16 protein-coding genes and 1 other RNA gene are annotated in these 19679 nt (G+C 64.9%); 15 read left to right on the forward strand and 2 right to left on the reverse strand.

The features are described from left to right. The first annotated feature begins 35 nt into the window (after window positions 1-35). The 3 genes from ffs (at window position 36) to AAIH46_RS13795 (ending at window position 2458) form a co-directional block, all read left to right on the forward strand. Window positions 36-132: signal recognition particle sRNA small type (gene ffs / locus AAIH46_RS13785), an RNA gene on the forward strand. An 80-nt stretch (window positions 133-212) separates the two neighbouring features. Continuing rightward, window positions 213-2114, forward strand: a complete 1902-nt coding sequence (locus tag AAIH46_RS13790) for a DNA polymerase III subunit gamma/tau (RefSeq protein ID WP_430306441.1) — start codon at window positions 213-215, stop codon at window positions 2112-2114. Window positions 2115-2134: 20 nt separating this feature from the next. After that, window positions 2135-2458, forward strand: coding sequence for a YbaB/EbfC family nucleoid-associated protein (locus AAIH46_RS13795; RefSeq protein ID WP_430306442.1), 324 nt, complete (start codon window positions 2135-2137; stop codon window positions 2456-2458). 95 nt (window positions 2459-2553) lie between these two features. Here AAIH46_RS13795 and AAIH46_RS13800 read toward each other — a convergent pair whose 3' ends face one another. After that, a complete protein-coding gene (locus AAIH46_RS13800; RefSeq protein WP_430306443.1) occupies window positions 2554-3165 on the reverse strand; it encodes an MOSC domain-containing protein in 612 nt (203 codons plus the stop codon). A gap of 56 nt (window positions 3166-3221) precedes the next feature. Here AAIH46_RS13800 and recR point away from each other — a divergent pair, with 56 nt between their 5' ends. Together recR and AAIH46_RS13810 are read left to right on the forward strand one after the other, a co-directional pair. Next, window positions 3222-3827: a recombination mediator RecR gene (gene recR / locus AAIH46_RS13805; RefSeq protein WP_430306444.1), complete on the forward strand. Its 606-nt coding sequence runs from the start codon at window positions 3222-3224 to the stop codon at window positions 3825-3827. A gap of 12 nt (window positions 3828-3839) precedes the next feature. Next, entirely contained in the window at window positions 3840-5090 is a 1251-nt protein-coding gene (locus AAIH46_RS13810) for a lytic murein transglycosylase (protein WP_430306445.1), read from the forward strand. A gap of 64 nt (window positions 5091-5154) precedes the next feature. Here the strand turns inward: AAIH46_RS13810 and AAIH46_RS13815 are convergent, their stop codons facing one another. Then, window positions 5155-6795: an MFS transporter gene (locus AAIH46_RS13815; protein WP_430306446.1), complete on the reverse strand. Its 1641-nt coding sequence runs from the start codon at window positions 6793-6795 to the stop codon at window positions 5155-5157. A 244-nt stretch (window positions 6796-7039) separates the two neighbouring features. Between AAIH46_RS13815 and rimP the strand changes: the two genes are divergently transcribed. The 10 genes from rimP (at window position 7040) to AAIH46_RS13865 (ending at window position 19639) form a co-directional block, all read left to right on the forward strand. Continuing rightward, entirely contained in the window at window positions 7040-7633 is a 594-nt protein-coding gene (gene rimP / locus AAIH46_RS13820) for a ribosome maturation factor RimP (RefSeq protein ID WP_430306447.1), read from the forward strand. Between the two features lie 59 nt (window positions 7634-7692). Continuing rightward, window positions 7693-9318: a transcription termination factor NusA gene (gene nusA / locus AAIH46_RS13825; RefSeq protein WP_430306448.1), complete on the forward strand. Its 1626-nt coding sequence runs from the start codon at window positions 7693-7695 to the stop codon at window positions 9316-9318. Then, a complete protein-coding gene (locus tag AAIH46_RS13830) occupies window positions 9315-10001 on the forward strand; it encodes an RNA-binding protein (RefSeq protein WP_430306449.1) in 687 nt (228 codons plus the stop codon). Before nusA ends, AAIH46_RS13830 begins: the two co-directional genes overlap by 4 nt. A gap of 101 nt (window positions 10002-10102) precedes the next feature. Beyond that, window positions 10103-12868 carry a translation initiation factor IF-2 gene (gene infB / locus AAIH46_RS13835; RefSeq protein WP_430306450.1) on the forward strand — a complete coding sequence of 922 codons (2766 nt, stop codon included), beginning with the start codon at window positions 10103-10105 and terminating at the stop codon, window positions 12866-12868. A 267-nt stretch (window positions 12869-13135) separates the two neighbouring features. Next, entirely contained in the window at window positions 13136-14179 is a 1044-nt protein-coding gene (gene exbB, locus AAIH46_RS13840; RefSeq protein ID WP_430306451.1) for a tonB-system energizer ExbB, read from the forward strand. Window positions 14180-14182: 3 nt separating this feature from the next. Next, the gene (exbD, locus tag AAIH46_RS13845) at window positions 14183-14674 is read left to right on the forward strand and encodes a TonB system transport protein ExbD (protein ID WP_430306452.1); all 492 of its coding nucleotides are present in this window, start codon (window positions 14183-14185) and stop codon (window positions 14672-14674) included. Then, window positions 14671-15651, forward strand: coding sequence for an energy transducer TonB family protein (locus tag AAIH46_RS13850; protein ID WP_430306453.1), 981 nt, complete (start codon window positions 14671-14673; stop codon window positions 15649-15651). Before exbD ends, AAIH46_RS13850 begins: the two co-directional genes overlap by 4 nt. 69 nt (window positions 15652-15720) lie before the next feature. Further along, window positions 15721-16710 carry an Ldh family oxidoreductase gene (locus AAIH46_RS13855; protein ID WP_430306454.1) on the forward strand — a complete coding sequence of 330 codons (990 nt, stop codon included), beginning with the start codon at window positions 15721-15723 and terminating at the stop codon, window positions 16708-16710. Between the two features lie 372 nt (window positions 16711-17082). Next, window positions 17083-17709, forward strand: a complete 627-nt coding sequence (locus AAIH46_RS13860; RefSeq protein WP_430306455.1) for a ribonuclease D — start codon at window positions 17083-17085, stop codon at window positions 17707-17709. Window positions 17710-17929: 220 nt separating this feature from the next. After that, window positions 17930-19639, forward strand: a complete 1710-nt coding sequence (locus tag AAIH46_RS13865; protein ID WP_430306456.1) for a hypothetical protein — start codon at window positions 17930-17932, stop codon at window positions 19637-19639. Window positions 19640-19679: the final 40 nt, after the last annotated feature.

Consider the following 19679-nt stretch of genomic DNA (forward strand, 5'->3'; position numbering starts at 1 on the left):
GCATTTGGTTCTCGAATTGTCGATATGTGACGCCGGGAGGTTGGTGGTGGACGAGCCACTCGCCAACCGGGTCAGGTCCGGAAGGAAGCAGCCCTAACGAGCCAGGCACGGGTCGCCGTGCCAGCCTCCCACCTCATTTTTCCTTGGTCAGCGTCCGGTCCAGTCCATAGGCTGGTTGAAGGCTGGAACGGCCCCTAAGGCTGGCGGACTTCATGAGCGACACCTTGCCGACAATTTCGGGAAACGGCGCGACGGGAGCCTCCGGCTACCGCGTGCTGGCGCGCAAATATCGGCCCAAGGATTTCTCAGATCTGATGGTCGGTCAGGAGCCGATGGTCCGCACGCTGACCAACGCGTTCGAGACCGGCCGCATCGCCCAGGCGTACATGCTGACCGGCGTGCGCGGCGTCGGCAAGACGACCACGGCCCGCATCCTGGCGCGTGCGCTGAACTACAAGACCCCTGAGATCGATAAGCCGACAATCGACCTGCGCATCCCCGGCGAGCATTGCCAGGCGATCATGGAGGGCCGGCACGTCGACGTGATCGAGATGGATGCCGCCTCGCATACCGGCATCGACGACATCCGCGAGATCATCGAGCAGGTGCGCTACCGGCCGGTTTCGGCGCGCTACAAGGTCTACATCATCGACGAAGTGCACATGCTCTCGACGCAGGCCTTCAACGGCCTCCTGAAGACGCTCGAGGAGCCGCCGGAGCACGTGAAGTTCATCTTCGCGACGACCGAGATCCGCAAGGTGCCGATCACGGTCCTGTCGCGGTGCCAGCGGTTCGACCTGCGCCGCATCAGCGCCGCCGATCTGGTTGGGCTGTTCTCCACCATCCTTGGCAAGGAAGGCATTCCCTTCGAGCCTGAAGCGCTGGCAATGGTTGCCCGTGCCGCGGAAGGCTCGGCGCGCGACGGCCTGTCGCTGCTCGACCAGGCGATCGCCCATGGCGGCGGGCATGTGCAGGTGGACACCGTGCGCAGCATGCTCGGCCTTGCCGACCGGGCGCGCATCGTTGACCTCTTCGCCAACATCGTCAGCGGCGACGTGACCGCTGCCCTGCAGGAGTTCACCGGCCAGTACGAGGCAGGTGCCAATCCGGTGGTGGTGCTCACCGATCTCGCTGACTTCACCCACCTGGTCACCCGTATCAAGTATATCCCGGATGCCGCCGACGATCCGTCGCTCAGCGAAGTGGAACGGTTGCGCGGTGCCGAGTTCGCCGGGTCGGTAGCAGTCAGCACGCTGTCGCGCATCTGGCAGATGCTGCTGAAGGGCATTCCGGAAGCCGAAAATTCGTCGCGCCCGGCCGGTGCCGCCGAAATGGTGCTGATCCGCCTGACGCACGCGGCACACCTGCCTTCGCCGGAGGATGCCGCACGCCGCGTTGCCGATCTGTTGAACGGCAGTGACGGCCGAAGCCAGCCGGCCCCGCCGACGCCATCCGGCAACGGCGGTGCGCGGGCAAGCCTTGGCGGCAATGGTTCGGGACAGGCTTCCGCAACGGCCCGCGTCGTCGACGTCGCCATGCCTTCCCGCGCGCCACAGGCTCAGCCAACGACGATGCTGCATGCAGTGCCGTCATCCCAGCCTCAGCCGGCAGTCGTCGGCATGACCGAGGCGCGGACGCAGGAAGCTCCGCAGCCGAAGGTCCCCGTCAGGTCGCTGATGGATATCGCCGATCTCTGCACCAAGAACCGTGACGCCAAGCTGAAGGCGCTGGTGCGCAACTTCGTCCGGCTGGTGAAGATCGAACCCGGCCGGCTCGATATGCGGATGACCGACGGCGCGCCCGGAACGCTGCCGGGCGAGCTCGGCGTCAAGCTGAAGGAATGGACAGGCATCCACTGGATCGTAAGCCTCAGCAAGGAGGCCGGCGAGCCGACCCTCATCGAGGCCGACAATTCCGCCCGCGAGGCACGGCTGACGGATGCCCGTGCCGATCCCGATGTGGCGGCGATTCTTGCCCAGTTCCCCGGCGCGAAGGTCACCGACGTGCGGATCCGCGTCAGTGAAGAGGACGAGGCCGCCGAGGAAGCGCCGTTGCCGGCGGCCATGGAAACCGCCGAGGGAGACATTCTTCCGGGCGACGACATCGAATTCTAACGAGAAGAAGGAGCCGCCCGATGCGCGACATCATGGGAATGATGGGCAAGGTCAAGGAAATGCAGGCCAAGATGGAGACGATGCAGGCGGAGATCGCCGCGCTCGACGTCGAGGGCAAGGCCGGCGGCGGACTGGTCACGCTGCGACTGAACGGCAAGGGCGAGATGCTCGGCCTGAAGGTGGACCCGTCGTTGTTCAAGGAAAACGAGGTGGAGATCCTCGAGGACCTGATCATCGCCGCCCACAAGGACGCCAAGGACAAGGCCGAGACGATCGCCGCGGAAAAAACCCGCGAGCTGACGGCCGGACTTCCCATTCCTCCCGGCATGAAGCTGCCGTTCTGATAGCCGGCTGAGATCCGATGAAAGCGCATGAACTATCGTGCGCTTTCATCCTTGCTCTCTGAAGATGGCAGGTGCTGCAGTTGCGATCGCGCCCGCTAGCTCTTGAAGGTCAGCCTCCAGCGGCTGCCGATCGGGGCGGCGAGGAACCGGGCCTTCTCGGCATCCGTCAGCGTTTTTCCGACAGCGGCCAGCATTTCGGCAATGCTTACGCGGTCGCCGCCGTAGAGTTCATGACTGACCGGATCGCCGACCGAAACGGCCCCCGTTTCGATGACGCGGCAATAGATGCCGGGCCGCCCGCCTCTGAAATAGGTCTTGACGAAGGTCGGATCACCCATCTTCACCGCGAAGGTGTTGCAGGGACTGCGGGCGCAGCTTGCTTCCAAGACCACCTCCCCCACATGGAAGCGATCGCCGGCGGCGACATCGCGATTGTCCAGCCCGTCGATGACGAGGTTCTCGCCGAACGTTCCCGGCGGCAGGTCCCTGCCGAGCTGCTGCGCCCACCAGTCCAGGGTGAGGCTGCCTTCGAGGAGAATCGCCTGGTCCGGTCCGCCATGGTATTTGCGATTGCAGACCGCATCACCCAGCAGACCTTCGGTGTCGACAAGCACCGCCGACGACACCGGCTGCTTGTTGATGCCCGTCTTGAAGCTCTTGCCCGGCAGCTTCTCGGCATTGCCGATGCAGATGGCGCTGACTTTCATGCGGGGAGCCTTAACTGTTGATTCCGTTCCGCAACCATATGGTCTAAAAGCGGCGCATGGCAAAACGCGTTACTGGTCCTGAAATCGAAAAACTCATCCAGCTGCTGGCAAAGGTGCCGGGTCTCGGGCCCCGGTCGGCGCGCCGGGCAGCGCTGCACCTCATCAAGAAGCGCGAACAGCTGATGGGCCCGCTGTCGCATGCGATGGGCGAGGCCTACGACAAGGTGAAGATCTGCTCGCATTGCGGCAATGTCGACACTGTCGATCCCTGCACGGTCTGCACCGACGAGCGGCGCGACCAGTCGATGATCATCGTCGTCGAGGACGTCTCCGATCTCTGGGCGCTGGAGCGCGCCGGAGCGATGAGTGCCGCCTATCATGTCCTCGGGGGTACACTATCACCGCTCGACGGCGTCGGGCCCGACGACCTCAACATCAAGGGGCTGATCGACCGGGTGAGCGAGGGCGGCATCCGCGAGCTCATCCTCGCCGTCAACGCGACGGTCGAAGGCCAGGCGACGGCCCACTACATTACCGACCGGCTGACCGATCTGCCGGTCAAGATCACCCGGCTTGCTCATGGCGTGCCGGTGGGCGGCGAACTCGACTACCTGGACGAGGGAACGCTGACGGCGGCGCTTCGCGCCCGAACCGCTATCTGAGGAGCTGACGTGATGAGAAAAGCCCCCCTTCTCCTTGCCGCAGCAACGGCACTCATTCTGTCGCTTGGCTTTCCCGCTTCGGCCGCTCCGTCCAAATCCGAAGTGGAGGCACAGTTCCGAACCTGGCTGACCCGGGAGATTGGCCCGGAAGCGCAAAAGGCCGGCGTTTCCGCCGCTACCATTTCCGGCGCGCTGAACGGCATCAAGCTCTACTGGGACCTGCCGGATCTCGTGCCGCCGGGAACCACACCGCCGAAGGAGCGCGACCAGAGCCAGGCGGAATTCTCCTCCCCCGGCGCCTATTTTTCCGAACAGCGCCTGCAGGGACTAGCCGCCAGCGGCCGGACGCTTGCCGCCACGCATGCCGCGACGCTGCGCAAGATCGAGCAGGCCTATGGCGTGCCGGGTGCGATCGTGCTTGCCGTCTGGGGTCGCGAGTCCGGTTACGGCCGGGCTAAGCTGCCCTACCCGGCAATCGACGTGCTGGCGACGAAGGCCTTCATGTCGACTCGCAAGGAGATGTTCCGGACCGAGCTTATCGATGCGCTGCGGATCATCCAGCACGGTGACATCACCGCCGGCCGGATGATGGGGTCTTGGGCGGGAGCCCTGGGGCAGCCGCAGTTCATGCCGTCAAGCTATGCCAAATATGCGGTCGACTTCGACGGTGACGGACGTGCGGACATCTGGGATTCGGTGCCGGACACGCTGGCTTCGATCGCCCACTATCTGGCTTTGAAAGGCTGGCAGCGCGGCCGCGACTGGGGCTTCGAGGTGACCATTCCCGCCAGGCTCTCCTGCGCGCAGGAAGGACCTGACCTCGCCAAGCCGCTTTCGGCATGGGCTGCGACCGGCATCGAGCGCGTCGGCGGCAAGGCTTTTCCTGCCCATGAGGCAAAGGCGGACGGGATGATGCTGGTGCCGGCCGGCCGCCACGGCCCCGAATTCCTGGTGACGCCGAACTTCTACGTGCTCAAGGAATACAACAACTCCGATCTCTACGCGCTGTTCATCGGCAACCTTGCCGATCGCATCGCTCATGGAGCGGGCTCCTTCCAGGGCCAGTGGGGCGCTGTCGGCAAGATGCTGCGGTCAGATGTCCAGTCTATGCAGAAGGCGCTGCAGGCGAAGGGTTACGATGTCGGCAAGGCTGACGGGCTGGCCGGCTTCAAGACCCGCCGGTCTCTCGGCGACTGGCAGGCGAAGAACGGGCTCGCGGCCACCTGTTTCCCGGACGAAAGCCTGAAGGCCAAGCTGCGCTAGAAGTCTTTGAAGCAGCGGCTTGAAGGCCAGCACGGTGGCGCAGACACGCGTCATCGGCGGGCCCTCAATGGTGAAGGTCGAGCGACGTCTTGTGAAACACGTCGTCGAGCGCATCATGCGGCGGTATGGCTTGGCGCTCGATCATCCGGTGGACGCGCGGCCCTTCGCCTCCCGCATGCAGCTCGCGGATCCGCTTCCAGACCTCTGCATCGGCCTGGGTGCGTCGCTGGTTGTGGCGCACGTAGTCTGCCCAGGTGGCGGTGTGGTAAGTTTCCGTCCAGATGTCCGGGTTCTCCAGGTCGCGCATCAGCGCCCACTGCCGTGCGCCATCGCGGATGCGGATACGGCGGCGCTCCGACATCAGCGTCAGGAACTCGGCCACGTTCTCCTCGTGGATCGTGTAGTCGATGAGCAGCACGATCGGCCCGCTGCGCGGCTGCAGGTCGAGGCGCAACGACGGCTCGCGGAAGGTGTTGGCGGGGTCGAGGTTCAGCGTCTCGAGCGACGGCAGCCAGAGCTTCCAGCCGACTGCTGCGCCGAGCACCATGACCAGGCTTGCCAGCATCAGCGAGGTGGAAACGCCGTATTCCTCCGCGAGGTATCCCCAGACCCAGCTGCCGACGGCGATGCCGCCGAAAGCCGCGGTCTGATAGAAGGACAGCGCCCGACCGACAACCCAGCGAGGCGTCGAGAGCTGCACCGTGGTATTGAAGAGCGACAGCGCAAGCACCCAGCAGGCGCCCGGCACCAGCAGCACCAGAGCCGTCATCCAGGTTGAACTGGAGAGCGAGGCGACGACGGAACTGGCGGCAAATCCGATGAACGAGATCCGCACGATCATTTCGCTCGAGAACATCTCCCGCAGCCGGGCGTTCAGCATCGCCCCGCCGACCGCGCCAACCCCGAAGGCGCCGAGCATCACGCCGTAGGTGAGCGGTCCACCGGCCACGAGGTCGCGCGCCACGAGCGGCAGAAGCGCCAGGATGGCGCTTGCCGAAAGGCCGAAGAGCAGCGCCCGGAACAGCACGTTGAGCAATTTCGGCGACATGGCGACATAGCCGAAGCCGGCCGACAAGGCGCGCGCCATGGTTTCCCGCGGCAGCTTGCTGTCCGGCGTCTCCAGCTTCCAGCGGAACAGCGCGAAGATCAGCGCCAGATAGCTGCAAGCGTTGACGGCGAAGGCGGCGGCCGCGCCAAATGCTGCAACGATGGCGCCGCCGACCGCCGGGCCGAGGCTGCGGGTGATGTTGAAGCCGACGCTATTCAGCGTAACCGCGGCCGGCAGCACCTCACGCGGAACGAGATCACCGACGGAAGCCTGCCACGACGGATTGTTGAGTGCCGTTCCGCAGCCGATGAGAAAGGTGAAGGTCAGCAGCAGCCAGGGGCTGAGGAGGCCGAAGAAGGCAAACACCGTCAACAGCAGCGACACCGCCAGCATGAAGCCCTGGGCGGTCAGCATGATGGTCCGCCGGTTGTAGTTGTCGGCGAGCGCGCCTGCGATCAGCGAGAACAGCATGATCGGCAGCGCCGTGGACGACTGGACGAGCGCCACCATGTTTTCCGAACTGGAAATGGCGGTCATCATCCAGGCGGCGCCGACGGCCTGGATCAGCCCGCCGAAGTTGGATGAAATGCTGGCAATCCAGATGGTGCGGAAGGTCTGGTGACGGAACGGCGCCAGAGGGGAGACCCGCTGTGGCACGGTAAACCTCTCAGTGAATCATGATATGGTTCTAAACTAGTCGTGCCGTCGGGATCGGCAAGCCGAAAAGCGGCACCAGGAGGCGGAAAGCCGGAGCCCTTGCAATAGCGGGTCCAAAAGTGTATATGAACAGCATATTCTTGATCGGCAGATGAAGAGTGGGCCCGCAAGGACCCGCTCTTTTTTGTTAGGCGATCGACCACCAGGATGTTCGCCGCATGCGGCGACTGCGCCGGAAGAGCTTATGCAGGACAATGTGAAGGAACCGCGTCTTATCGTTGAGACCGGCCTCGACCTCAGGGTCGCTGAAATCATCGAGCCGACGCTCGATGCCATGGATTTCCGTCTCGTACGGGTTCGGCTCCTCAACCAGAACGGCATGACGCTGCAGATCATGTGCGAGCGCAACGACGGGACGATGAACGTCGAAGGCTGCGAAGCCGTGTCCGTCGCCATCTCGCCCGTTCTTGATGTGGAAGATCCCATCGATCGGGAGTATCATCTGGAAGTATCGTCGCCGGGCATCGACCGGCCGATGGTGCGCAAGTCGGATTTCGTCCGCTGGTCCGGGCATCTGGTCAAGTGCGAGACATCGGTGCTGGTCGACGGGCGCAAGCGCTTCCGCGGCAAGATCGTCGAGACCAGCGAAGACGGCGTGACGCTCGAACGTGACCAGCCGGCAAACGGCGAGGATCCGCGCGTCACGGTTCCCTATTCGGCGCTCGCCGAGGCAAAGCTGATCCTGACGGACGACCTTATTCGTGATGCGTTGCGCGCCGACAAGCTGGCGAAGGCCGAGGCCGCCAACCAGAACGACGAAATCGAAGACGAAGACTGAACCTTTTTCCTGTCCCGCACCCCGGGACACCGAAATTCGATCTACGGAGACCGACGACAATGGCAGTGAGTGCTAACCGGCTAGAACTTCTGCAGATTGCAGATGCAGTGGCGCGCGAAAAGGTCATCGACCGCGAAATCGTGCTGGCCGCCATGGCCGATGCGATCCAGAAGGCCGCACGCTCGCGCTACGGCACCGAGAGCAATATCCGCGCCGACATCAACTCGAAGACCGGCGAAATCCGCCTGCAGCGTCTTCTGGAAGTGGTCGAAGTGGCGGAAGACTACACGACACAGATCCCGCTGGAACTGGCACGCGACCGCAACGTCGACGCCAAGATCGGCGACTTCATCGCCGACCCGCTGCCGCCGATGGATTTCGGCCGCATCGCTGCCCAGTCCGCCAAGCAGGTGATCGTGCAGAAGGTTCGCGAAGCCGAGCGTGACCGGCAGTTCGACGAATTCAAGGACCGCGTCGGCGAGATCGTCAACGGCACCGTCAAGCGCGTCGAATACGGCAACGTCATCGTCGACCTGGGCCGTGGCGAAGGCATCATCCGCCGCGACGAGATGATCCCGCGCGAGAACATGCGCTACGGCGACCGCGTCCGCGCGTACGTCTACGACGTGCGCCGCGAACAGCGCGGCCCGCAGATCTTCCTGTCGCGTACCCACCCGCAGTTCATGGTGAAGCTGTTCACCATGGAAGTGCCGGAAATCTACGACGGCATCATCCAGATCAAGTCGGTTGCCCGTGACCCGGGCTCGCGCGCCAAGATCGCCGTCATCTCCAACGATAGCTCCATCGATCCGGTCGGCGCCTGCGTCGGTATGCGCGGTTCGCGCGTCCAGGCCGTCGTCGGCGAGCTTCAGGGCGAGAAGATCGACATCATTCCGTGGAGCCAGGATCCGGCTTCGTTCATCGTCAACGCCCTGCAGCCGGCTGAAGTCGCCAAGGTCGTTCTCGACGAGGATGCCGAGCGCATCGAAGTTGTGGTGCCGGACGAGCAGCTGTCGCTGGCCATCGGCCGCCGCGGCCAGAACGTCCGCCTGGCATCGCAGCTGACCGGCTGGGACATCGACATCATGACGGAAGCCGAGGAATCGGAACGTCGCCAGAAGGAATTCAACGAGCGCACCAACCTGTTCATGGACGCGCTCGACGTCGACGAAATGGTCGGCCAGGTCCTGGCATCGGAAGGTTTCGCGCAGGTCGAGGAACTGGCCTATGTCGAACTCGACGAGATCGCCTCGATCGACGGCTTCGACGACGACACGGCCAACGAAATCCAGATGCGCGCCAAGGAATATCTGGAGCGGATCGAAGGCGAAATGGACGCCAAGCGCAAGGAGCTCGGCGTTACCGACGAGTTGCGCCAGATCGATGGCCTGACAGCCAAGATGCTGGTCGCGCTCGGTGAAGAGGGCATCAAGACTGTCGAGGATTTCGCCGGCTGTGCGGCCGACGACCTGATCGGCTGGAGCGAGCGCAAGGACGGCGAAACCAAGAAGTTCGAGGGCACCTTCTCGAAGTTCGAAGTGTCGCGCGTCGAGGCGGAGAACATGATCGTGCAGGCCCGTCTGATGGCCGGCTGGATCACCGAGGAAGACCTTGCCAAGGATAACAATGCCGAACTGGACGCCGATGAGGCTGATGAGGAGGCGGACGCCGCAGTTCAGGAATGATCGCGGCAGCGACTGTCGATGACGGAGGCGCAGACGATGCGGAGCTGGTGGTGAACGACCGCACCTGCATCGTCACCCGCGAAGCCACGTCGCCGGAGATGCTGATCCGCTTCGTCGCCAGCCCCGCCGGCGACGTGGTTCCCGACCTGAAGCGCCAGCTTCCGGGACGCGGGTGCTGGATCAAGGGCGAACGGGCCCTGATCGACACGGCGATCAAGCGCAAGCTGTTCACGCGGGCGCTGAAGACCGAGGTCAGCGTGTCGCCCGATCTCGGAGCGCTCGTCGACCGCCTGCTGGTTGCCGACCTTCTCGGCATGATGAGCATGGCGCGCAAGGCGGGCCAGTTCGTCACCGGCGCCACGAAAGTGGATGCCGCCATCCGCTCGGGAGCGGCCGCCGGCGTGTTTCACGCAGCGGACGCTGCAGCCGACGGAGTGCGAAAGATAGACCAGGCCCGCAAGGCCTGGAGGCTGGGTACGGAAGCAGAAGAGGACATCCCCTCCTTCGCCCTTCTGACCTCGGCCGAAATGGACGAACTGATGGGCCAGAATGCTTTTATCCATGCCGCGGCGCTTGCCGGACAGGCGGGTGAGGGTGTAGTGAAGCGCGCAAACATGCTCAAAAGGTACCGCAATAGCGGTCAATCCGGAGCACGGAGCGGCGCTGGCCGGCCAGAACTATGATGCGGTCACCGGCAACAGCCGGCCGCCGTACCGGATTAATGCATATAATCGACGGGATTTGATGGTCGCCATCCGTTCCCGTCCGAAGGAACAGGAACGGAATGACCGACAACAAAGACGACAAGACGCTCGGCGTAAAGAAGACCCTCACCCTGAAGCCGTCAGGAATGAGCCAGGGTACCGTGCGCCAGGACATGGGCCGCGGGCGCACGAAGGCGGTCGTGGTCGAGACCGTGAAGCGCCGCCCCACCCGACCGCTGGACGAAAAGCCGATCACGCCGGTGGCAGCACCCGTACAGCCGCAGCGCACCGCTGAAGCAGCTCCTGCTGCCGCCCCGCGCCCAGCAGCACCTCAGGCACCTTCGCCGCGCACCCCGCAGCCGAGCCAGCCGTCGCAGCGCCCGCATCAGGCAGGCCAGCGTCCGCAGCAGTCCGGCCAGCGTCCGCAGCCGAGCCCGCAGCGCCAGCCCGACCGGCCGCGCGGCACCGTCCTGCACGACCTTTCGGCCAGTGAAATGGATGCCCGTCGTCGCGCACTTGCCGACGCCCAGGCCCGTGACATCATCGAAGCCAAGCAGCGCGCCGAAGACGAAGCGCGCCGCAAGGCCGACGACGAGCGCCGTGCCGAGGAAGAACGTCTCGAAGCGATCCGTCGCGCCGAGGAAGCACGGCTCAACCCGCATGCAGCCGCCGAAGCCGCTGCGGCCGAAGCTGCGGCTGCGGCTGCTGCCGAGGCAGCGGCTCAACAGGCCGCAGCGCCCGCTCCGGTTCCCGCACGCGGCGCCGATGGCCGTCCGCAGTCGGCACGTCCCGGCGCTCCGGCTGCTGCTCCGGCACAGCCAGGCGTGGTACGTGGCCGCAAGGGCGGCGACGAAGACGACGATCGCGGCCCGCCGCGCGGTATCCCGGGACGTGGCAAGGTTGCCGCTCCGGCACCCGCCAAGGTTCCTGCACGTCCGAAGGAAGAAGATCGCCGCCGCGGCAAGCTGACGGTCACCACCGCCGGTACCGATGAAGACGGCAATGCTCGTGGCCGCTCGTTGTCGGCCATGCGCCGCCGCCAGGAAAAGTTCCGCCGCAGCCAGATGCAGGAACCGCGCGAAAAGGTCATGCGCGAGGTCATCCTGCCGGAAACCATCACCATTCAGGAGCTGTCGCAGCGTATGGCCGAACGGGCCGTCGACGTGATCAAGTACCTGATGAAGGAAGGCCAGATGATGAAGCCGGGCGACGTCATCGACGCCGACCTTGCCGAACTCATCGCGACCGAATTCGGCCACACCGTCAAGCGCGTGTCGGAATCCGACGTCGAGGAAGGCATCTTCAACGTTGCCGACGACGCGGGCGAACTGGTGTCGCGTCCTCCGGTCGTGACCATCATGGGTCACGTCGACCACGGCAAGACCTCGCTGCTCGACGCCATCCGTCAGGCGAACGTCGTGTCCGGCGAGGCCGGTGGCATCACCCAGCATATCGGTGCCTACCAGGTCGAACAGAACGGCCAGAAGATCACCTTCATCGACACGCCCGGTCACGCCGCCTTTACGGCGATGCGTGCCCGTGGTGCACAGGCGACGGATATCGCGATCCTCGTGGTCGCAGCCGACGACAGCGTGATGCCGCAGACGATCGAATCGATCAGCCATGCCAAGGCGGCTGGCGTTCCGATCATCGTGGCGATCAACAAGATCGACAAGCACGAAGCCAATCCGGACAAGGTGCGTCAGCAGCTTCTGCAGCACGAAGTGTTCGTGGAATCGCTGGGCGGTGAAGTGCTCGACGTCGAAGTGTCGGCGAAGAACAAGACCAACCTCGACAAGCTGCTCGAGGCGATCCTGCTGCAGGCCGAAATCCTCGACCTGAAGGCGGACCCGAGCCGTACGGCCGAGGGCATCGTCATCGAAGCGCAGCTCGACCGTGGCCGTGGTGCCGTGGCAACCGTGCTCGTCCAGAAGGGCACGCTGAAGCCAGGCCAGATCATCGTTGCCGGCGACCAGTGGGGCCGTGTGCGCGCGCTTGTCACCGACAAGGGCGAACAGGTCAAGGAAGCCGGTCCGGCCATGCCGGTCGAAGTGCTTGGCCTTTCGGCGACGCCTGCTGCCGGCGACCGTTTCGCCGTCGTCGAGAACGAGAGCCGCGCCCGCGAGATCTCCGAGTACCGCCAGCGCCTGACCCGCGACAAGGCAGCCGCCCGTCAGTCCGGCCAACGTGGTTCGCTCGAACAGATGATGAGCAAGCTGCAGAACACCGGCTACAAGGAGTTCCCGCTGCTCATCAAGGGCGACGTACAGGGTTCCGTCGAAGCCATCATCGGCGCGCTCGACAAGCTCGGTACCGACGAAGTCCGTGCTCGCATCGTGCACTCCGGCGCCGGCGCGATCACCGAATCCGATATCTCGCTCGCCGAGTCCTCGGAAGCGGCAATCATCGGCTTCAACGTTCGTGCCAATGCGCAGGCGCGTACGGCAGCCGAGCGTGGCGGTCTCGAAATTCGCTACTACAACATCATCTACGATCTGGTGGATGACGTGAAGGCAGCGATGTCGGGCCTGCTGTCGCCGGAACGCCGCGAGACCTTCCTCGGCAATGCCGAAATCCTGGAGGTGTTCAACATCACCAAGACCGGCAAGGTCGCGGGTTGCCGCGTCATCGAAGGCAAGGTCGAACGTGGTGCGGGCGTCCGCCTGCTGCGCGACAACGTCGTCATCCACGAAGGCAAGCTCAAGACGCTCAAGCGCTTCAAGGACGAAGTGGCCGAAGTGCCGATGGGCCAGGAATGCGGCATGGCCTTCGAGAACTACGAAGACATCCGCGCCGGCGATACGATCGAGTGCTTCCGCGTCGAGCATATCACCCGGACGCTCTAAGCCTCCGTCACAAGAAAATCGCAAAGCGCCGGGCCTCGTGCCCGGCGTTTTCGTATCCGGATGCCGGCGGCCTCACTCCCCCGCACGCATTTCATTATTCTTTTCGCATCTGCGACATAAAATAGTTGTCAAAGTTACTCATGTTTATTATCCGGTAGCCATACGATGCGAGCGCGGCGCCACGATGGCTTCGTTCGCCTTCTCTGCCCGTGGGCCCGCAGCGTCCCTTGAGGCAGCGCCTACGCAAAAACATGTCCGGAGTTCGTCATGCCGATCCAGTCTACCACCGCCCGGTCGATCGAACGGTTTTCGTCGCTGCCGCTGATCGCGGTGCTTGCCGGACTGACGCTCGCCACGCCCACGGCGTTCGCCCAGACCGCGCCACCGGCACCGACGGAAACCGTTCAGCCGCAGCCTGCACCCGCCACGGACAATGCCGCACCGCAGAGCCTCCCGGCGCCGCAGAACCCTCAGCCACAGAACGCTCAGCCACAGGACGGCACGCCTGCGCCAGACGTCGCGCCCGCTCCGGAAGCTGAGCCGGCCGGCCTCATTCCGCAGTTCCTGGACGCCGACGCACGAACTGACATCCCGCACAACCTGTCGCCAGTCGGCATGTTCATGGCAGCCGACTGGGTGGTGAAGAGCGTGATGATCGGTCTCGCCATCGCCTCGCTGATCACCTGGACCGTATGGGTGGCAAAGTCGCTGGAACTGGCGGGTGCAAGCCGGCGGGCCAAGACGGTGATCAAGTCCATCCGCGGCTCGAAAACCCTGTCGGAAGCTCTCGCTGCTACCGAAAAACGCGGCGGACCGGCGGCGCTCATGCTGCGCGAGGCGGCCCGCGAACTGCAGCTTTCCGAAGGCGCACTGGATCACGCCGAGAATGGCGGCGTCAAGGAACGCGTGTCGTCGACGCTGGGCCGGATCGAATCCTATGCCGGGCGGCGGATGACGCGCGGTACCGGCGCACTTGCCACCATCGGCTCCGTCGGACCGTTCGTCGGGCTGTTCGGCACCGTCTGGGGGATCATGAACTCGTTCATCGGCATCTCGGAGTCGCAGACCACCAATCTCGCGGTCGTCGCACCCGGCATCGCCGAAGCACTGCTGGCAACCGCGATCGGCCTGGTCGCCGCCATCCCGGCAGTGGTGATCTACAATATCTTTGCCCGCTCGATCACGGGCTACCGACAGCTGCTGGCCGATGCCGCAGCCGGCGTCGAGCGGCTGGTGAGCCGCGACCTGGACTTCCGCAAGGTACCGCCGGGCGCGCGCAAGACGCCCGTCTCGCTGGTGGCTGGAGAGTGAACCATGGCCGGAGGCATTCGCGACAATCACGGCGACGACCTGCAGGAAAACCATGAGATCAACGTGACGCCGTTCATCGACGTCATGCTGGTTCTGCTGATCATCTTCATGGTCGCAGCGCCGCTGGCAACTGTCGACGTCAATGTCGATCTGCCAGCCTCGACGGCGACGCCTGCGCAACGTCCGGACGAGCCGCTCTACCTGACCGTCAAGGACGACCTGAGCCTTAATATAGGCAATGACGCCGTTACACGCGAACAGCTTGCAGCGACGCTGGAACGCGTCACCGAGGGCGATCGCGAAACACGCATCTTCCTGCGTGCCGACAAGGCTGTCGACTACGGGCACTTCATGGAAGTGATGAACCTGCTGCGTGACGCGGGTTATCTGAAGATCGCGCTGGTCGGTCTGGAATCGGTCCCCAGTGCGGCGCCCGCCGTACCGGCCTCGACCGCCACACCGGCGGCCGGAGGCGTTCCCGGAGCCACACCATGAGCCCCATCGTCCCGCGCAGCCGTAACCGTAAGATCGGCGAGGCCATGCTCTGGAGTGGCGCCGCCGCTGTCGTGCTTGTCGCGCATATTGCCGGAGCGGCGGTCCTGCTACGCCAGGAGCCGGATAGCGCGGCGCCTCCAGGCGCGCCCGCTGCCATCATGATCGAGCTGGCGCCAGAGCCGGAAGCAGCGGCGATCGAAGAGACGGTGGTCTCCGAGGAGCAGCAGGATTCGCAGGAAGTGAAGAGCGAGACGGTGGAGCCGGTTGAAGAACCACCACCCGAGCCGACGCCCGTTCCGCCCGAGCCGCCGCCGGAGGTTACGCCTCCGCCAGAGCCGCCGCAGCCCGAACCGGTCGTCGAGGAGGTTCAACCCGAGCCGCCGGAGCCGGAGGTCGCCGAGACCACTCCCGAACCTACGCCGGAGCCCGTCGAGCCGGAAGTCGACGTGCAGGCCGAACAGCAGCTGGCGCTGCTGAGCAAGGTCGAGGTGCCGTTGCCGGTCGTGCGGCCGCCCGAACCGGTCGAGCCGAAACCCGAGGTGAAGAAGCAAGAGCCGAAGCCGGTGCGCAAGCCGGTTGCCGAACGTCCACGGCCGAAGCCGCCGGCACCGGCCGCCAGGGAGAGCCAGCAGGCTAAGGCTGAGGTGCAGCAGTCGAACCGTACCGCGGCTCCCAAGACATCGGACAACGTCGCGCGCTCTTCCGTGTCGCCTGTCCGCTGGCAGAGCCGCCTCGCCGCCCATCTTGCCCGTCAAAAGGGTAAATGCCCTGCGGCCGGCCGCGGTAGCACCGCCTATGTGACGTTCCGCATCGACAATAGCGGTAATCTCAGCGGCGTCGGCCTGTCGCGCTCGTCGGGATCGCCTGATTTCGACAGCTACATGGTGGATCTGGTGCGGCGCGCCTCACCGGTTCCGGCACCGCCGGCCGGCGTCGGCAACAAGGTGACGGTTCCGCTCGGCTTCAGGAACTGCTAAGGCGGCGGCTGACCTCCCACCGGGTCGCATGCTCTCTGCCTGCGGCCCACCGCCTCAGGAACCTGCAAAATGCACACCCCGCTTGCCGAGCTGGAACGGCAGATCTCCGCCGTCTTCGAAACGAATGACGTCCTCCCCTCCGCGGCGCGCTCGGTCGCTCGCGCACTGGTCGCCGCCGAGGCCGCCGGGCAATCGGGGCACGGCCTGCGTCGGGTTCCGGCCTATGTCAAACAGGTCCGCGCCGGAAAGGTCGATGGCCGGGCAGAGCCGTTCACGGAGCTCCGCCGTCCGGGAGCGCTGTCGATCGATGCCGGCTTCGGCTTTGCCTATCCGGCTCTCGATCTGGCGGTCGCCGAGCTTGCACCGCTGGCGCGTAGCCAGGGCATCGCTTCCGCCGCCATTCATCGTTCTCACCATGCCGGGGTCATGGCCCTCACCGTCGAACGGTTTGCCGAACAGGGCCTGATTGCGATGATGTTCGCCAACGCGCCGGCGGCGATGGCGCCTTGGGGTGGCAAGAAGCCGGTGTACGGAACCAATCCCATCGCTTTCGCGGTGCCGCTGACGGATGCCGATCCGATCGTCATCGATCTGGCACTCTCGAAGGTGGCGCGCGGCAAGGTGATGGAAGCACAGCAGAAGGGCGTCGCCATCCCCGACGACTGGGCTCTGGATGCCGACGGTCATCCGACCACCGATCCCGACGCGGCGATGAAGGGCACAATGGCGCCGGCCGGCGGGGCGAAGGGCGCTGCTCTTGCGTTCATGGTCGAGGTGCTGGCAGCCGGGCTGACCGGTGCGCATTTCTCTTATGAGGCAAGCTCGCTGTTCGACGACAAGGGGCCACCGCCAGCACTCGGCCATTTCATCATCGCCTTCGATCCGCAGGCGACCGCTGGTGCGGGCGTAGCCGAACGGCTGGGTGCTTTGGCGCAGGCCATGCAGAGCGAAGACGGCGTGCGGCTTCCCGGACGCAGAGGCCGCTCTCTGCGGCGCCACGCTCTGGAACAGGGACTGGAGATCGATGACGGTGTGATGCAGGCGATTGCCGCACTCTGATTCTGGGGGGGCGCCTCGGGCGCCCTTGCTTCCTCGCAAAGGAGAAGTCCATCTGGCGAACAATTGAAAGCTATGCCTGAAAATGAAAAAGCCTGCCGCGGGAGGAGGTGCGGCAGGCTTTTAAACTTGATCGGCAATTGGGAGGAGGAGGAGATTACCGATCTCATCTGGCGACGCTGGGAGGAGGAGTGCGCCGCTTCGATGCTCAATATTTAGCGACGGCACCTGATTCACGCAAGCCGTACTGCTGCATTGCAGCAATGCATCCCATGCAGGGCTCCCGTCGCTGCTGCCGCTCGCACGTGCATCTCCGGGGCATATCCAGTTCGCCACAGTTGCGCTATAGCGATGCCAACGAGACAGAAGGATTTCATGATGGCTACCATTCGCTACCACGAGGGAGATATTTCGGCCGAGGATGCGGCACGCTACGCCGGCGCCATTGCCATTGATACCGAGACGCTCGGGCTGGTGCCGCGTCGTGACCGGCTCTGCGTCGTGCAGCTCTCGCCCGGCGACGGCTCGGCCGACGTGATCCGCATTGCAGCAGGCCAGCAGCAGGCGCCGAACCTTGTCGAGATGCTCGCCGACGAGCGCCGCGAGAAGATCTTCCACTACGGGCGGTTCGATATCGCCGTGCTCTTCCACACCTTCGGCGTGACGACCGCCAATGTCTTCTGCACCAAGATCGCCTCACGGCTCGCACGCACCTATACGGACCGTCACGGGCTGAAGGACAATCTCAAGGAGATGCTCGACGTCGACGTCTCCAAGGCTCAGCAGCAGTCGGATTGGGCGGCAGCGACGCTTTCGCCGGCACAGCTGGAATACGCCGCCTCCGACGTTCTGCACCTGCATGCGCTGAAGGACAAGCTGACCCAGCGGCTGATCCGCGACGAACGGCTGCATCTGGCGGAAGCATGCTTCGCGTTCCTGCCGACGCGGGCCAAGCTCGACCTGCTTGGCTGGGAAGAGACCGACATCTTCGCACACAGCTGAGGCTTGCCAGCGCCGGCGCGCGGTATCGGCCGCGGTTGGTTGAAAGCCAATTTCAGGGCCGGGACGTGCGTTAGCCATTCGTTAACCATTTCCCGGCATCATCATTTGTCATACGGCCTACAAGACGCCATGAGGCGCTGCGGCAGCGACAAATCGAAGTCGCATTTACATATCAGCCAAGGCCAGCCTGTCCCGTCAATCGACCAGCGTGGAGCAGCCCGTGTTGCCGCCCGTCGCCTCAGTCACGGACATCCTGCGCGGTCAGTCGAACCAGCCGCAGGTCGTTGCCGCCACCCCCCGGGTCCTGATCGGCCAGCCACCTGCCGAGGCGCGGGTGCCGTCTGATGCCACGGCTCTGACCCCGGCAACCGACCGCCTGACGATCCTCTCGGTGTCCGGCCAGATGCAGTTGGCACAGGGCCTGTCCGTGGCCGCCGAAACCGTCGGCGCAATGATGAAGATCGCCCGACGCGAAAGCGAGCCGCTGTCCGACTATGCCGGACGCATCGCCGAGGCGATCGCCGCCCTCTCCAGCGCCCAGAGGGCTGCCCTTCAGCGGGCGCTTAACCAGCTGGTCAAGGGATTGACGATCCGGCTGCTCGCCGAGATCCTCCAGAACCCGGCCGGACCGGAAGCCACGCGGCTGTCGCTGCAGCTGGAAAGCCGCACAGCCAGGGATCGCGACCTCGCAGCCCGAGGCGTCGTCAGTTCCTACCGCCAGAACGACAGTTCCGGCATGCCCGCCGCGATCGCCGCGCGACCGCCGACGCTGCCGAGCCGTCTCCCCTCTGCAGCCGCGGGTTCGGTGCCTGCCCCCACGCAGGTCACTGCAGCTCTCTCGCCAGTCGGCGCCTCGGCAGCGCCGGAGCCACGCGCAGCCAGCGCGCTGTCCAATACCCCTGCCGACCATACAGGCGACCGCGCAGAGACAGCTCGGCCTGCGGCTCCCGCAACGACAGTTTCAGTCGAAACCGGAGAGTCTCAATCCGAGGCGATGCGTGCCGGAGGCAAGGACGGAGCAGCCGTCGCGGAGACGGTCTCCCCGACAGTTTCAGGCGGCCGAGCCATCGTCCGGGGGTTACAGGCAGAGGCAATTGCCCAGCAGGATGTGCAGGGCGCCGAGCAGCCGTTGAAGGACGACGCGGCGTCGCAAGCCGTTGCCGATGCGGGTGAAGCCGTGGCAGCCCGTGCCCGGTCACTGCAGGGCACCACCGAAGAAATTACCTACGACGCCATGGCGCTTCTCCGCGAGCGCGCGCTCACTTCTGCGGCAACGCAAGCAGCTGCCACTCCCGGTTCGTCCGGCATGCCATCGGCTGCCCGGGCAGCCGGAGGCGGGCTGGTCGCCGCGATCCTTGGAACCGGCTGGTTGGCGGGCGCCGCCGCAGACGGACCTGCAACCGTGCAGATGCAAGCCGAGGGCCCACCGACCAGCTCATCTCCTCCCGCATCGGCAGGATCACCGATCGACGGTCGCGCTGCCATGGCCACGCCAGCATTGGTCGGGATGAGCGAAAGCGCAGGCCTGGCTGGCGAACCTGCCTCGCTTGCGGCCGAGATGGAAATGTCGCCACCGGCAGATCCTCACGCCGGTACCGACATCAGTCCTGCGGAACTACAGCTTGCCGTCGTCGCCCAGGCGGTGCTGCTGGCGCGTGCAGCGCCACGCGACGCGCTGGTTCCCGTCTATGTTCCCTATCCTCCGCGTGAGGAGGAGGAGGATGAAGATGAGGACCGTCCATCCGTCTCGGCGGTCGACAGGGTTGATGAAGACGGATCGCGCGGCAACAACGGTCGCCAATCGGATCAGCAGGCGGATGACAACTCGGACGGCCATGAGGAAGCGGAAAGCGAAGCCGGCGCAGCCGAAGAAGGCGATGCGGCATCCAGGGACGCCCAGCAGTTCTACCGACGCATGACGGACTGGTAGCGGTTTCAGCCGCGTCGCAATTGGACATGAAAAACCCGCC

Origin of the sequence: Rhizobium sp. 0TCS1.26 (assembly GCF_050455525.1) — a bacterium.
GTDB lineage: Bacteria > Pseudomonadota > Alphaproteobacteria > Rhizobiales > Rhizobiaceae > Neorhizobium.

What these genes read in the sequence shown, in the direction of transcription:
- exbB (WP_430306451.1), top strand. Translation starts at nt 13,136, where the DNA reads ATGCCGATCCAGTCTACCACCGCCCGGTCGATCGAACGGTTTTCGTCG.
- nusA (WP_430306448.1), top strand. Translation starts at nt 7,693, where the DNA reads ATGGCAGTGAGTGCTAACCGGCTAGAACTTCTGCAGATTGCAGATGCA.
- AAIH46_RS13855 (WP_430306454.1), top strand. Translation starts at nt 15,721, where the DNA reads ATGCACACCCCGCTTGCCGAGCTGGAACGGCAGATCTCCGCCGTCTTC.
- exbD (WP_430306452.1), top strand. Translation starts at nt 14,183, where the DNA reads ATGGCCGGAGGCATTCGCGACAATCACGGCGACGACCTGCAGGAAAAC.
- infB (WP_430306450.1), top strand. Translation starts at nt 10,103, where the DNA reads ATGACCGACAACAAAGACGACAAGACGCTCGGCGTAAAGAAGACCCTC.
- AAIH46_RS13850 (WP_430306453.1), top strand. Translation starts at nt 14,671, where the DNA reads ATGAGCCCCATCGTCCCGCGCAGCCGTAACCGTAAGATCGGCGAGGCC.
- AAIH46_RS13800 (WP_430306443.1), bottom strand. Translation starts at nt 3,165, where the DNA reads ATGAAAGTCAGCGCCATCTGCATCGGCAATGCCGAGAAGCTGCCGGGC.
- AAIH46_RS13810 (WP_430306445.1), top strand. Translation starts at nt 3,840, where the DNA reads ATGAGAAAAGCCCCCCTTCTCCTTGCCGCAGCAACGGCACTCATTCTG.
- recR (WP_430306444.1), top strand. Translation starts at nt 3,222, where the DNA reads ATGGCAAAACGCGTTACTGGTCCTGAAATCGAAAAACTCATCCAGCTG.
- rimP (WP_430306447.1), top strand. Translation starts at nt 7,040, where the DNA reads ATGCAGGACAATGTGAAGGAACCGCGTCTTATCGTTGAGACCGGCCTC.
- AAIH46_RS13830 (WP_430306449.1), top strand. Translation starts at nt 9,315, where the DNA reads ATGATCGCGGCAGCGACTGTCGATGACGGAGGCGCAGACGATGCGGAG.
- AAIH46_RS13790 (WP_430306441.1), top strand. Translation starts at nt 213, where the DNA reads ATGAGCGACACCTTGCCGACAATTTCGGGAAACGGCGCGACGGGAGCC.
- AAIH46_RS13795 (WP_430306442.1), top strand. Translation starts at nt 2,135, where the DNA reads ATGCGCGACATCATGGGAATGATGGGCAAGGTCAAGGAAATGCAGGCC.
- AAIH46_RS13860 (WP_430306455.1), top strand. Translation starts at nt 17,083, where the DNA reads ATGATGGCTACCATTCGCTACCACGAGGGAGATATTTCGGCCGAGGAT.